Origin of the sequence: Paraburkholderia lebeckiae, from assembly GCF_014201005.1 — a bacterium.
Lineage (GTDB): Bacteria > Pseudomonadota > Gammaproteobacteria > Burkholderiales > Burkholderiaceae > Paraburkholderia > Paraburkholderia tuberum.
The window spans coordinates 17,516-30,760 of record NZ_JACHDK010000020.1 but is presented as its reverse complement, the minus strand read 5'-3'; the positions used below and the strand labels follow the sequence as shown (position 1 = coordinate 30,760).

General features: G+C 58.2%; 12 protein-coding genes. 8 read left to right on the top strand and 4 right to left on the bottom strand.

Annotation, left to right across the window (positions count from 1 at the left end; all coding sequences use genetic code 11):
- Positions 1-434 precede the first annotated feature (434 nt).
- Genes nifE through HDG39_RS27405 form a run of 7 tightly spaced genes read left to right on the top strand, consistent with a single transcriptional unit; the run spans position 435 to position 5,376 of the window.
- Positions 435-1,892, top strand: a complete 1,458-nt coding sequence (gene nifE, locus HDG39_RS27435) for a nitrogenase iron-molybdenum cofactor biosynthesis protein NifE (RefSeq protein ID WP_184010360.1) — start codon at positions 435-437, stop codon at positions 1,890-1,892.
- A gap of 50 nt (positions 1,893-1,942) precedes the next feature.
- Positions 1,943-3,334, top strand: coding sequence for a nitrogenase iron-molybdenum cofactor biosynthesis protein NifN (gene nifN / locus HDG39_RS27430; RefSeq protein ID WP_184010357.1), 1,392 nt, complete (start codon positions 1,943-1,945; stop codon positions 3,332-3,334).
- 22 nt (positions 3,335-3,356) lie between these two features.
- On the top strand, positions 3,357-3,770 hold the full coding sequence (gene nifX, locus HDG39_RS27425) for a nitrogen fixation protein NifX (protein WP_184010354.1): 414 nt from the start codon (positions 3,357-3,359) through the stop codon (positions 3,768-3,770).
- Complete coding sequence (locus HDG39_RS27420) at positions 3,763-4,248, top strand: NifX-associated nitrogen fixation protein (RefSeq protein WP_184010351.1); 486 nt, start codon at positions 3,763-3,765, stop codon at positions 4,246-4,248. The genes nifX and HDG39_RS27420 overlap by 8 nt, the downstream gene beginning before the upstream one ends.
- Positions 4,249-4,272: 24 nt before the next feature.
- On the top strand, positions 4,273-4,473 hold the full coding sequence (locus HDG39_RS27415) for a CCE_0567 family metalloprotein (RefSeq protein WP_121325245.1): 201 nt from the start codon (positions 4,273-4,275) through the stop codon (positions 4,471-4,473).
- A gap of 25 nt (positions 4,474-4,498) precedes the next feature.
- A complete protein-coding gene (fdxB, locus tag HDG39_RS27410) occupies positions 4,499-4,804 on the top strand; it encodes a ferredoxin III, nif-specific (RefSeq protein ID WP_184010348.1) in 306 nt (101 codons plus the stop codon).
- An 11-nt stretch (positions 4,805-4,815) separates the two neighbouring features.
- Entirely contained in the window at positions 4,816-5,376 is a 561-nt protein-coding gene (locus HDG39_RS27405; RefSeq protein ID WP_184010345.1) for a nitrogen fixation protein NifQ, read from the top strand.
- 245 nt (positions 5,377-5,621) lie between these two features.
- Here the strand turns inward: HDG39_RS27405 and HDG39_RS27400 are convergent, their stop codons facing one another.
- The 4 genes from HDG39_RS27400 to HDG39_RS27380 all read right to left on the bottom strand — a co-directional run bounded on the left by HDG39_RS27400 (position 5,622) and on the right by HDG39_RS27380 (position 11,015).
- Positions 5,622-6,410 carry an ABC transporter permease gene (locus HDG39_RS27400; protein ID WP_090811273.1) on the bottom strand — a complete coding sequence of 263 codons (789 nt, stop codon included), beginning with the start codon at positions 6,408-6,410 and terminating at the stop codon, positions 5,622-5,624.
- A 3-nt stretch (positions 6,411-6,413) separates the two neighbouring features.
- On the bottom strand, positions 6,414-7,328 hold the full coding sequence (nodI, locus tag HDG39_RS27395) for a nodulation factor ABC transporter ATP-binding protein NodI (protein ID WP_184010342.1): 915 nt from the start codon (positions 7,326-7,328) through the stop codon (positions 6,414-6,416).
- A 272-nt stretch (positions 7,329-7,600) separates the two neighbouring features.
- Positions 7,601-8,959, bottom strand: coding sequence for a chitooligosaccharide synthase NodC (gene nodC / locus HDG39_RS27390; protein ID WP_184010339.1), 1,359 nt, complete (start codon positions 8,957-8,959; stop codon positions 7,601-7,603).
- Between the two features lie 1,174 nt (positions 8,960-10,133).
- Positions 10,134-11,015 carry a DMT family transporter gene (locus HDG39_RS27380; RefSeq protein ID WP_260328302.1) on the bottom strand — a complete coding sequence of 294 codons (882 nt, stop codon included), beginning with the start codon at positions 11,013-11,015 and terminating at the stop codon, positions 10,134-10,136.
- 1,042 nt (positions 11,016-12,057) lie between these two features.
- Between HDG39_RS27380 and HDG39_RS27375 the strand changes: the two genes are divergently transcribed.
- Positions 12,058-13,170 (top strand): NAD/NADP-dependent octopine/nopaline dehydrogenase family protein, encoded by a 1,113-nt coding sequence (locus HDG39_RS27375; RefSeq protein WP_184010333.1) that lies wholly within the window; start codon positions 12,058-12,060, stop codon positions 13,168-13,170.
- The last annotated feature ends 75 nt before the right edge of the window (positions 13,171-13,245 follow it).

Here is a 13,245-nt window from a genome sequence, read left to right as displayed (position 1 = left end):
CAGGCGCGCTCGGTGCATTGCTCGAACGCGTACCGGCCGAGATCAGGCCTGAGCGCTTCGAGCGCTTGCTGGAAGTCTGTCTCTGCGACGTTGCGGCGTATCCCGGTCATGGTAGACGGACTACGCGAAAGCTCCACGGATGCGCCGCGCGCTGACTGCTTACCTGGCGGTTCGCGAACCCTTGAGGCCGGATGCGTTGCTGGAGGCGCGCGCGAATGCGATCGCACGGGTCCTGCTCAATACGGAACGGCAAGGCAGGCAGTGAACGTGTGTTGTCGTTTTCTGTGTCGCGAACCGTCTGTCGCAAACCGTTCAAACTCGCCATGACGATGCGCGCGAGCGACTGCTTCAGCGCCAATTGGCACGTTTTCAAGGCGTTTCCCGGTGGTATGGAACTTGCCACTAGAGAAACGTCCATCCATCAGGAGCACGTCATGTCTGCTTCGCTCAATGCCCAAATCGCCGAAGTATTCGACGAGCCGGGTTGCGACAAGAATCAAGGCAAGAGCGAGAAGGAACGCAAAAGGGGCTGCACGAAGCAGCTTTCGCCGGGTTCGGCCGCAGGCGGGTGCGCGTTCGACGGCGCGAAGATCGCTTTGCAGCCGGTGGTGGACGTCGCACACCTCGTGCACGGGCCGATTGCTTGTGAAGGTAACTCGTGGGACAACCGGCACGCCGCTTCGTCCGGTTCGCAACTCTATCGCACCGGCTTCACCACCGATATCAACGAACTCGACGTGGTGTACGGCGGCGAGAAGCGCCTGCTCAGGAGCGTGCGCGAAATCATCGAGAAATACGATCCGCCCGCAGTGTTCGTCTACCAGACCTGCGTCACTGCGCTGATCGGCGACGACATCGAGGCAGTCTGCAAGCGCGCCACCGAACAATTTGGCAAGCCGGTGATTCCGGTCATTTCCCCCGGTTTCGCCGGGCCGAAGAATCTGGGCAACAAGCTTGGCGGCGAGGCGATCCTCAATTATGTGATCGGCACGCGCGAGCCCGAGTACACGACGCCGTATGACATCAACGTCATTGGCGAATACAACCTGTCGGGCGAACTCTGGCAGACCAAGCCGCTGCTCGACGCGCTAGGCATCCGTATCCTCTCGTGCATCTCCGGCGACGGGCGTTACAACGAGATCGCAAGTTCGCATCGCGCCAAGGTCAACATGATGGTCTGCTCGAAGTCGATGATCAACATCGCGACAAAGATGCAGCGGCGCTACGGCATCCCTTACTTCGAGGGCTCGTTCTATGGGATCGGCGACATGAGCGACACGCTGCGCCATATCGCCAGCCTGCTCGTGCAGCAGGGCGCGCCGGACGATCTGCTCGATCGGACCGAGCGCCTGATCGCCGCCGAGGAAGCGCGTGCGTGGGAGCGCATCGCGCACTACAAAGCGCGCCTTACCGGCAAGCGGGTGTTGCTCATCACAGGTGGCGTGAAGTCTTGGTCGGTGGTTTCCGCGCTGCAGGAAGCAGGGCTCGAAATCGTCGGCACCAGCGTCAAGAAGAGCACTAAGGAAGACAAGGACAAGATCAAGGAGATCATGGGCGACGACGCCCACATGATCGACGGTATGACGCCGCGGGAGATGTACGCGATGCTCAGGGACGCGCGGGCCGACATCATGCTGTCGGGTGGCCGCTCACAGTTCGTCGCACTGAAGGCCCGCATACCGTGGCTCGACATCAATCAGGAACGCCGCCACCCTTATGGCGGCTACGAGGGGATCGTCGAGCTGGTCCATGAGATCGACCGCGCGATCTACAACCCGGTGTGGCAACAGGTGCGGATCCCTGCTCCGTGGGGCGACGACGGGGAAGCGCTCGGTGTGGTCCAAGCGCAAGCCGCGCGCCCGCTGTCGAGCGCCCCGGGGTGGGGGCGATGAGCCTCGAACCCGGTATACCGACCTGACGCCCCCGAACTCGAGAAAATGCCATGGCCGATGTCGTCGAATCTATGAAAGCCTGTGCGGTCAATCCGCTCAAGATGAGCCAGCCGCTGGGCGCGAGCCTCGCGTTCCTTGGGCTCGATGCCTGCATGCCCGTGATGCACGGCTCGCAGGGCTGCACGTCGTTCGGCCTCGTGCTGCTGGTGCGCCACTTCAGGGAGGCGATCCCGCTGCAGACGACAGCCATGGACGAAGTCACCGCGGTGCTCGGCGGATACGAGAACATCGAGGCCGCGCTGCTCAACATCCGCAAGCGCGCTGCGCCGAAGGTCATCGCGATCTGTTCAACAGGTCTCACCGAGACCGAGGGCGACGACGTGGACGGCTATCTCGTCACCGTGCGCAAGCGCAAGCCCGAACTCAACGACACTGAGATTGTCTATGTGTCGACCCCCGACTATGTCGGCGCATTCGAAGACGGCTACCGGCATGCGATTACCGGCATCGTCAACGCGCTGGTCAAGGCGTTGCCAACGGTGGCCAATCAGGTGACGCTGCTGCCCGGCAGCCATCTGTCGCCTGGCGACATCGACGAACTGCGCGAGATCATCGAAGCGTTCGGCTTCGATGTCATTGTGCTGCCCGACATTTCCGGCTCGCTCGACGGCCATATCGCGCCGGACTGGCGCGGCACCACGCTGGGCGGTACCACGCTCGCGGAGATCCGGGCCGCGGGTGCATCGGCATTTACGATCGGCGTGGGCGAGCAGACGCGCGACGGCGCGGAGGCATTGCATGCTATCGCCGGCACACCGTTCGAAGTGTTCGGGCGGCTCACCGGACTGGAATCCAACGATCGTCTGCTGCAATTGCTCGCGCAGCGCTCCGGACGACCCGTTCCCGCGAAATACCGGCGTCAGCGCAGCCAATTGCTCGATGCGATGCTAGACGGCCATTTCTACACTGGAGGCATCAAGGTCGCGATTGGCGCAGAGCCCGATCTGCTGTTCGCGGTCGGCAGCATGCTGCACGAGATGGGCGCGCAGTTGCGCTGCTGCGTCAGCACGACGCGATCGCCCGCGCACGCGTTGCTGCCCGCTGATCAGGTCGTGATCGGCGATCTCGAAGACATGGAGCGCGCCGCGGCGGACTGCGACCTGCTGATCACCCATTCGCAAGGCAGACAGATGGCCGAGCACCTGCAAAAGCCGCTCTTCCGGATCGGTTTTCCGGTCTTCGACCGGGTTGGAAACGCACATCGGCGCTACGTCGGCTACCGCGGCACGATGAACCTGATCTTTGAGATCGCCAACCTGATGATTGAGCAGATTCCGCATCACGATCCGGGCGACTGGCCGCTGCCGCAGGCCGCTATCGATCTGGCCGCGCGCGATCCGGCGCGCGAAGCGAACATTCCTGTCGTCGCGGCCGGTGCTTGACCCACCTAAAGGAGCACACAGCATGAAGATCGCGTTCGCCACCCAGGACAGGCAGTTCGTCGATGCGCATTTTGGCTGGGCGAGGAGCATCGTCACCTACAACGTCACACCGGACGGCTACCAGTTCGTCGAGGCGTTCGACTTTGGTGGCAAGCTCGAAGAGGACGGCGACGAGGACAAGGTCGCGCCCAAGCTCGAAGCCGTCAAGGATTGCGCGATCCTGTACGTCGCCGCAATCGGCGGCTCGGCCGCGGCTCGCGTGGTCGCGCTGAAGATTCACCCGATCAAGGTGCCGCGGCCCGAATCCATCGAGGAGATTCTCGGCAAGTTGCAACAGGTGCTGAAGGGCACGCCGCCGCCGTGGCTGCGCAAGGCACTGGCGAAGGGTGGCGAACGTGTATACGACTTTGAAGACGATGAGGTATCCCATGGCTGAATCATCCGCAATTCCGTCCAAGGCCAGCGACGAAATGCTACTGGTCGCACCGTTTGTGCAACAACTCGTCAGGCAGTTGCGCGCGCAGGACACCCACGGCGTGTGGGACGGAAAGACCGACCTGCAACTGCTCAAGCCGTACATCCACACGCCGGAGGAACGCCGCGCGATTCCGATCATGGGCGACCCCGACCCCGAAACGCTGTGGCGGCTCGAGCTTTTCTATAGCGCGATTGCGGTGGCGATCGAGCATGAGACCGGCCAAATGGTTTCGCCGATGATGAAGATGAGCCACGAGGGCTTCGGCCGCATGGTGTTGCTCGCGGGGCGGCTCGTTGTCGTCAACAAGCAGTTGCGCGACGTACACCGGTTCGGCTTCGCTTCGCTGGAGAAGCTCGCCGAGGCGGGCGCAAAGCTTCTCGACGAAGCGGTCGAGGTGATCCGGACGTACCCCGCCGTCGCACAGTACGGAGCCTGAAGGAATCGTGAGGGGACCGAGACGATGAGCACCGATGCCGATGAACTCAAGGCGCACCTGAAGAAACTCAACGCGCAAGCGACCCAGGCGAAGTTGGACCTGCACGACCTCTCAGAGGAACTCCCGACCAACTGGGAGAACATTCTCGCTGTCGCCCAGCGCTGCCATGACGCCCACGCCGCGCTGATGGCAGCCCGCAAGGCTGCCGCTGCGGCAGCTGCCTGAACCAGCGAAGCCATGGAGCCACATCATGAGCGATATCTTCAGCGTTACGCTGCCGAGCGGCGCCACCTGGACGCCGACCTTCGTCAACAGGCTCGACGAAGAAAAATGCATTGGTTGCGGACGTTGTTTCCGTGTCTGTCCGCGTGGCGTGCTGCAACTCGTCGGGCTTAACGAGGACGGCGCGCACATCGCACTGGACGGCGACGACGAAGACGACGAGTACGAGAAGAAGGTGATGACTATCGTGCATCGGGAACTGTGCGTCGGCTGCACCGCGTGCGCGAAGATCTGCCCGAAAAAGTGCTACACGCACGCGGCGGCCGTTCTCTGAGCGATGCCGCGATGAACGCCTATGCAACCCTGATGGCGTGCGCGGTGGATACGGGCGATCCCACCGTGCTGGCACTGGCCGGCGTGCTGTCGAGCGGGTTCGAGCACCACGGCGTCGATGTGCTGCCGATGCCCGGACTGGACGCCAACCAGACGCGCCGAATGCTCGCGCGCTGGTTTCCGGGTGCCGGGCCGGCGCTCGGTCTTACGTGCGTCTTGTCGCCCGCCTCGATGCCGCGTGACGACGAACTGGAAGACCTGGTGGCATTGCTCAATCACCATGCCGATCCTCGCGCCGGCCCGGCAGAAGAGGCGAACTGCGTGGCCCATGCATTGGCCTGCGCGAGCCTCGGGCAAAACCACCTTTGGCAAGACCTGCTTCTGCCGTCGCGGCGCGAGTTGTCCGCATTGATCAGCCACTGGTTTCCGCGGCTGGCCGCGAAGAATACGCATGACATGAAGTGGAAGAAGTTCTTCTACAAGCAACTGTGCGAGCGCGAGGGCCTGTTCATCTGCAAGGCGCCGAGTTGTGGCGTCTGTTCGGACCACGCGCTTTGCTTTGGAGCGGAGTAGGCAGCACGCGTCGGTCACCGCTTCGATTGTGTCGCGTCGCGGGTGGCCGACTTCGTGGTCGAGTCCCGCGGCGGTCTGCTGTATTACGGCGAGCGGCATGCGCATCTGCAGGCGGGCTCCGGGCCGCCGTTGCTGCTTTACGAAGGATACCGTCGGCGGATGAGGCGCGTGCGCGGATGCACGAAGCGTTCGCGTTGATACGACATGGTGCTTTTCCTGGTCACTCGTACTGGCCATAGCTGGCATTAAGACATGAGGCGTCGACGTAACAGCGCCACCGACAGGAAGAACGGCAACACCGTGCAAATGCAGAGAGCGCCAATATGCAGGGCAACACTGCCCACCGGGCGTCCGAGCATCGCGGGACGGATAAGGTCGACGGAATGTGCGAGCGGCAAGAAGCGCGCTACGTCGCAAAAAACGGCAGGTAGCTTACTGATCGGGAAGATCACGCCGCTCAGGAGCACCATGGGCGTGAGAACGAGCGTTTGATAGAACACGAAGTAATCGTGACTGGGTGCAAGCGCCGTGAGGATCATCGCCAGACTCGCGAAGGCGAGGCCAGTCAGGGCGATGGCAGGCAATGCATAGAGAATGGATGACCACGCTGCATAACCCAGCACGGTGGCTACCACCATGACGGCGATGCCGGCAAAAAAGGCCCTAGTGGCGGCCCATGCCAGTTCACCGAGAACGATATCGCCGAGCGTGAGCCGTGTACACAGGATCGCTTCCCACATGCGCTGAACATGCATGCGAGAGAAAGCTGCGTAAATCGTTTCGAAGGTCGCGGAGGTCATCGCGCTCGTCGCGACCATACCCGCCGCGAGAAACGCGATATAAGATGCGCCATCGACGCGACCTACCATTATCCCGAAACCAAAGCCGAGGCCGAACAGATAAATCATAGGATCGGCAAGGTTACCGAGAATCGAGGCAAACGCGACTTTTTTCCATGCCAGATAGTTGTGGCGCCACACTGCAACCCAGTTCCACACGTTCGCGGGCAGGGCCGCTGCATAAAACTCTCTCATCGTTCACTCCTTCATCCCGCGCCCGGTTAACTGCAAAAAGACATCCTCGAGATTTGCTGGACGCTGTAAAAGCCGCAGCGCCGCGCGCCCGCGCAACTGTAGACACACCCGTTCCGGATCGGACACATAGCAGAAGAGGGTCCCACCACTGACCTCGATACGCTGCGCGTGCGGCGCGATCAACGTGCGCAGCTCATGCGGATTGCCGCCGTGGATCTCGACCACGTGGCTCCCGATCTGTTCTTCGATCAGCACGCGAGGCCCGCCTTCGGCGATCTTTCGCCCCTCCTCCAGCACACACAGTCGGTCGCACAACCGCTCGGCCTCTTCCATGAAATGGGTGGTCAAGAGGATCGTCTTGCCGCGCGCCAACAATGAACGCAGGCTTTCCCAGATCAGGTGGCGCGCATGCGGGTCGAGACCCGTTGTAGGCTCGTCCATGACCAACAACTGTGGATCGTTGATCAGCGCGCGTGCCAGCATCAGCCGCCGCTTCATGCCACCGGATAGTTCGGTGACGCGCGCATCGACCTTGCTTTCGAGGCAAGCGAATTCGAGCAGAGACGGCACGACCGCTTCAATTTCACGTGTGCTCATGCCGAAGTAGCGCCCAAACACCAGAAGGTTCTCGCGCACGGTGAACCCGGGCTCGAGGTTGTCGAATTGCGGCACCACGCCAATGCTCATACGTGCCGAGCGAGCGCGCGCCGGCACTGGCTCCCCGAGCACGATGATCTTGCCTGCGTCGGGCGGCGCCATGCCGAGAACCATACGCACCGTCGTGCTCTTGCCCGCGCCATTTGGCCCTAGCAGACCGAAGCACTCTCCAGGCGCGACGCTGAACGACAATCCGTCGACTACGATCTTGTCGCCATATGACTTACTTACGCCGGTGAAGCTGATTGCTGCTTTGGACATGGGGATAAGAAGGAAAATTACGCACTCGTCTTAGAGAAAAAGAAGCCGTTCTGCTGCCGCGGCCCGATTGAAAACGCCCTGGTCGATAGAAGATCCTTGCCTGCCAAGCGCGAGAGTTACTGACAATGGAGTACCAGGATTTCGGTGAATGCACTGGCGTTGGGAAGACGACAATCGAGCCTTTGCGTGAGACGATCGCACTCAAGCGGACCAGTGCCGATGGTGGGCGGTTCTGGGTTGGCGCAATACTCGAGATCTATATGTACGATTAACTAATCGCCATCGAATGCTTCGTCAGACGTCGCTAATGTTGAAGACTCGCACGCGTGATCCTGCCGACGGTGTGGAGTCGCAGATCTTGACGCTGAAGGCGCGTTCGGCTTTGTAACCGGATTCGGAGTATCGACCTGTTTTTCACGAACGTTCGATACGTTCCCTGCAGAGCCACGGGACAGCCAATCGCTATTGCTCAATGTACACAGCGCATAGACTTTCAGGGGGAGCAAGAGAAAGAGGTTAATGGGTGTGTGAAGAGAAAAGCCAAGAAATCGAAGCTGGCGAGCGCGAACCGATGCCACGCTACAGCGGATCATGGTCGATGATGCGATTATCAGGGCAGTCCACCACGGCACTGTCGCTGTCAATGCGAGCTGCGCGAGCCCCGCTAGAAGCGATAAGGCGAGAAATAGCGAGCCCAGATTCAGTCCGATCACGTCCAGCGTAAGGTAACGATCGAGACAGGGCAGCAGGCGCAGCGAAAGCAACGTGTCCCGATAAGTACTGCGCGCCCAGCGCAGTTGTTGGCGCAGATACGCCCCCAGTCTGTCCGGAACGACTGTCGCCGCAATGGCGTCCGGAACGTACTCGGTCCGATAACCTGCCGTCAGCATGAGAATCGTTAGATGACGGTCCTCGCCGAAGTCGCTCGGCTTCCCGCGAAAAAGTTGCGTCTCGTACTGATCTAGCAGCAAAAGGAGCGCGGACCGGCGGTACATGGCACAGGGACCGCAGCAACACATAACAGCGCCGAAGCGAGCCTGTGCGGCGCGTTCTTCATTGCAAGCCAGCCAGTACTCCATATCGATCAGACGGGTCAACCAGGTGTCGCTGCGGTTGCTGGCCGTCAACTGCCCCATGGCGGCGCCTATCGTCGCGTCTCGCATTGTCAATACGAGCTTCTTGACGACATCGGGCGCCAGCGTTGTGTCCGAGTCGACGTTGAGTACCAGTTCCCCGGATGAAGAGCGTATCGCGGCGATCTGCGCCTTGCGCTTTCCCATATTTTGGGGAAGCGTAATGAAGTTGAATCTGGGGTCGCGCGTGTATGCATCGTATACCGACCGCACGGCGTCGAGATTCGCAGAACCATCATCAACCACATAGACGCGCAGTTTTCCGGCGTAGTCCTGGTTTGCGATGGACTCCAGGCATGCCGAGAGCGTGCGCGGGTCCTCATTGAAGCAGGGAACGATGACATCCACGCCCGGCAGAGTGTCGGAGTCGATCAGGCCGTCCGACAGCGATGACACGTTTGTCGGCTGAGCATAAAGCGCCTGCGTGCTTTTATAGACAGTCGAGAGCAGCGCATAAAACGAGACAGCGACAGTGCTAGTTGCGGCAAGCATGTTCATAGGGTATCTGGTTCGTCCGGTGAGGTTGAGGAAGCGATCGGATTGCAAACCCCCGGTCATGCAATGCTGGAATCATGAGGGAAAGCGCCATGAGGGTCTGCTCGCGCCGACCAGCGTGAATGCATCGTCCCAACTCATCGGGAGGGCATCCGTCGTGCAAGAGCACAATTGCACCCGGCGGACAGAGGCCAGCACTGCGCTGACAATCGCGTCCATGCTGGAACGAGACCAGTCTCGCGGGTCTACCGACCAGTGGAGGGGCCCCAGACCAGCGCTCGCTGACGTAGTGAGCACTGCTTCGGTCCACATGCCATACGGGGCACGCATGTACCTGCCCGAGTAAATCGAGCAAATTCGGTATGAAAAAGGAATTGGTACTGTCGTCAAAGGTTAAGTAGACGTCGCGACGTCCGGCGCGATTGTGGCACTCGTCGCGCGCCTCGGATACGCAATTGAGGATCTTCACAGCTCCGGACCGTTTCGTTCAATTATCGAGCCAGTAGGCCGATCCACGGTCGATAGTCCCAACCGAAACGCTGCGACGGGCACGGTTCCGGTAAGCTTAGGTGGCGCGTCGAGAGATACATCTAAAAGTATGGTCATCATGGAGACATGTCTAAACATTGTCGTACTACTTATAAATTTTAAGTATTCGATCAATCAACTTCGATTCCGATTTCCGCAACGAGAGGCTTCACTGTGCAACACAAAAATTGATTTGTAAAATCGATTGCGTTGATGCCTTACATCTATAGCGTGGATACGTTGAGAAATGGGTTTTAAGGGTTTCGATCTAAATCTGCTCGTTGCGCTCGAGCGTATAGACCAATCCGCTGGCGTTAAGGTAGCTCCGTTTTTGGAGCGACCGACGATGCCGGCTGATCGGACAACCATGCGCAAAATCAAGGAAGTACTCCGCCTGAAGTGGGCATGCGATCTCACGCACCGCCAGCGTGCAGGGCGCCCTCAGCGTCGGTCTGGGGACGATCACGCAGTATCTTCAGCTTGCCACACCGGCAGGACTGGGCTGGGCGTCGGTCGAACATCTGGAAGAAGACGAGCTTGAGCGGCGCGTCCTGTCGCTCGCGTCGTCACCTTTGCGGTACTCGACTGCGAAAGTCATATCAGTATCTGGTCGTGGTCATGCGCAGATTGCTCTGTCACAAAGGATCATTTAGGCGCGACACGACAGGTAGAGCACACTTGCAATAATTATGACCGTTCCGAGTGCTACCTGTAGAGAAATGACCTCCCCCCAAATCAAATAGTCGAAAATGATTGCCCATACAATGCTGAGGTAACCAAATGAGGCGACGATTGGGGTGGTGACAATCGCGACTGCGATCGTTAGCATAAGTTGCGCTACACCTGCAGTCAGCCCAAATAGAACCATGTACCCGAAATCCCTTAGATCCGGCGTTACCCAAGCGACGGGAAGTGACACTCCGCTAACAATCGTCGCTATGATTGTGTAATAGAAGACGATTGTCGCTGCCTCGTCAGTTCGCGAGAGTCTCTTGACCTGGATGACTGAACCCGCGCTAAACATAGCACTCAGCAGAATTAGAATCATTGCGCGCAGCGACGCACCATTGGCAGTAAATGGTGAGGAAGCCACCGCGACTCCCACGAATCCGAACATCGACGCGATCGCCGTAGGCAGACGAAAACGCTCACCCAAGAACACGATGCCGAAAAAGCAGACAAAGATTGCTTCTGTCTCCTTCAGCGTTACGGCAGTTGATAAAGGCAGATATGGCACGCCGGCAATGAAAAATCCTACTGCGGCAAGCCCTGTGACGGCTCTGATGAAATGACCGCCTAAGCGATAAATCGTGAGTTCCTTCCATTGAATGCGACGAGTCCCGAACACGAACGCGGCGGGAATTAATCCGGATAGCATCCGAAAGAACATCATCTCGTTCGCCGGATATCTTGCCGGAATGAGCCTCGCAACCGCATTGCTTATTGCGAAGAGAAGAATTGCGTAGAACATGAAGGCAATCCCGCGCAGCTTTCTAAATCGTGTGCAAGAAAGCCTATTTTCGGTTGCCAACTTGTAGCCAGACTGCTCCGATGTCTCAAAAGAATCGTGACTTATATGAGGATTCCCTAACGTAAAACGATTCAAACCGACATACCGAAGAAGGCAGAATTTCGTTGTGCGCGTCATCACGAAAAGTTTTCCCATGTTGCGAAGGTCCCGCGAAAAAGGAGTGCCAGCGCGATCGCGTGTGGTAACGAAGCCCACTCGGCGCATACAGGCTAACTGTCGGGGCCATTTCAGCGTGGACGGAATTGAGCCGCGTTACGGGACGTCGCGGTTTGTCGAAATATCCCAGGTCGGATAGCTATCTGCATGCAGCTTTCGCACCATGTCGGCCTGAGAGCTTGAAATCCCCGGTGAACGAACTTTTGGCGCATTTCGCGAAATTGCCCTCGGCTGACATTGCCGACGTCGGATTCCCGACAAACGGCGCGCGGTTTGACGCAAGCGGTGCCTTCGTGTCCCGTCCTGGCGCGCGATTGGGTCTGTAACACTTCACAACGGATGACCCAGTCGCGCAGCGTCGGCTACTACGCGACGACAAATGGAATGAACGCCGCTACGTACAGAGTGGGAGGCTCTATTGGAGGTGTTCGCGGGCCTACGGCACTAGGGCGCCAAATTGAAGATCATTGAGATGTATCCGTCAGCGAAACTCGTGTTGTAAGAAGCTCGCACCAACATACCTACGCGATCCGGGTGCCAAAACACCGTTTTGGCCTTATAACCTTTCCGCACAGATGATTGTTCAGCGGTGGTTAATACGCATTGCCTTACAAACACGTCGAGATTCGGACAGATCTAACTCAAGATGCTGGATTTGTAACGTTCGCGACATGCTCTGCACTGGACGAGGAATCGCGTCTTGTTCTGCTCACCACATTAACCGGTATATGAGCCGTTTAAAGAGGTGGCCTCGTTCCGCGGTGGCACGTTCGTTGCTTGCCGTCGTCGTGCTAACGCACAACTACTGATCGGCGTTCAGCCTTGCACGACGTCGCAATATTGGGTGGCGTCACAGAAAACTTCTGTTTGTTTATGCGGAGAGGACATGCCATTAAGGTTTCCAGTTTCAATCATCGGTGCCGGAAATTGTGGATGCGCTTTCGCGGCCGATTTGGCTAGCCGTGGATTCGAGGTTCTCCTTTACGGGAATCCAGATCATCGTCGTAATATTGATGCGATCCGAGCGAACGGTCGCTTGTTGGCTAGCATGGCTATCACGGGTGAGTTTTATCCGACTGTAACTACTGATATGGCTGAGGCTGTAGACTTCTCGCGTTTTCTCGTGATTGCTGTTCCGGCATACGCGCATGACGACCTCATCGGGGATCTAAAAGGCTTCGATTTGAGTCGACATGTCATCATAGTCAATAATGCCAATTTTTTTTCCCCAATGGGTTCAAGAGAGCTAAACCCGCAGGCAGTTCTAGAGACAAATTCCTCGCCCTATGCGTCGTCGGTCAGGGACGGCGAAGTCCGGATCACCGGTATTAAGAATTGTTTGCCGATTGCTGCTTTTTCGAACGCCATGGATGAGAAACAGTTATCGCAAATCACCGCAATCTTTCCGGAAAGGCTCTTGTGGTGGGATAACATTTTCGCAATTGGAATGCAGTCGAATAATGGTGTCATCCATCCTGTCGGGGGTATTTTAAATACGGGATGGATAGAAAGCACAAAAGGAGATTTTTTCTTCTATCGTGACGGGATCTCACCCTCTGTCGGAAGGGTCGTAGAGGCGTTGGACAATGAGCGATTGAAAATCGGAGAGGCTTTCGGTTTTCGACTGCCGACAGTCCTCGAGGAAATGATCGGCTTTTACGGCGGAGATTGTGCCAACTTCTCCGATTTCGCTTTCCAATCCAAAACTCATAACTCCACGAAGGTCAAAACGCCTGATCGTATGCAACATAGATATATATGTGAGGATATTCCATATATCTTGGTCCCGTGGTACGAACTCGGCGCCAGAGTGGGCATAGAGTCTCGGGCAATCAAAGCCGTGATCGAAATCGCTTCCTCCATCAACGGCGTTAACTATTTTCAAACCGGCCGTAATCTGAAGCGCCTCGGTGTAGACCACATGTCGAAGGCGGAGCTTTTGCGATTCGTAGATAGCGCGACTTTCCGATTGCCGTTAGCTTCGGCTACTAAGAAGTGACCGAATCCATCGGGTAAATTGGATCGCCTTCGGAATCCTGGAGGCCGCTTGGTTTAAGTCGAAACCGGCTGCAAC

Excerpts from the sequence above, each read along its gene's own strand:
- HDG39_RS27420 (WP_184010351.1), top strand. The coding sequence starts at position 3,763 with ATGGCTGAATCATCCGCAATTCCGTCCAAGGCCAGCGACGAAATGCTA.
- nifX (WP_184010354.1), top strand. The coding sequence starts at position 3,357 with ATGAAGATCGCGTTCGCCACCCAGGACAGGCAGTTCGTCGATGCGCAT.
- nodC (WP_184010339.1), bottom strand. The coding sequence starts at position 8,959 with ATGAACATGCTTGCCGCAACTAGCACTGTCGCTGTCTCGTTTTATGCG.
- nodI (WP_184010342.1), bottom strand. The coding sequence starts at position 7,328 with ATGTCCAAAGCAGCAATCAGCTTCACCGGCGTAAGTAAGTCATATGGC.
- HDG39_RS27400 (WP_090811273.1), bottom strand. The coding sequence starts at position 6,410 with ATGAGAGAGTTTTATGCAGCGGCCCTGCCCGCGAACGTGTGGAACTGG.
- HDG39_RS27415 (WP_121325245.1), top strand. The coding sequence starts at position 4,273 with ATGAGCACCGATGCCGATGAACTCAAGGCGCACCTGAAGAAACTCAAC.
- fdxB (WP_184010348.1), top strand. The coding sequence starts at position 4,499 with ATGAGCGATATCTTCAGCGTTACGCTGCCGAGCGGCGCCACCTGGACG.
- nifN (WP_184010357.1), top strand. The coding sequence starts at position 1,943 with ATGGCCGATGTCGTCGAATCTATGAAAGCCTGTGCGGTCAATCCGCTC.
- HDG39_RS27375 (WP_184010333.1), top strand. The coding sequence starts at position 12,058 with ATGCCATTAAGGTTTCCAGTTTCAATCATCGGTGCCGGAAATTGTGGA.
- nifE (WP_184010360.1), top strand. The coding sequence starts at position 435 with ATGTCTGCTTCGCTCAATGCCCAAATCGCCGAAGTATTCGACGAGCCG.
- HDG39_RS27405 (WP_184010345.1), top strand. The coding sequence starts at position 4,816 with ATGAACGCCTATGCAACCCTGATGGCGTGCGCGGTGGATACGGGCGAT.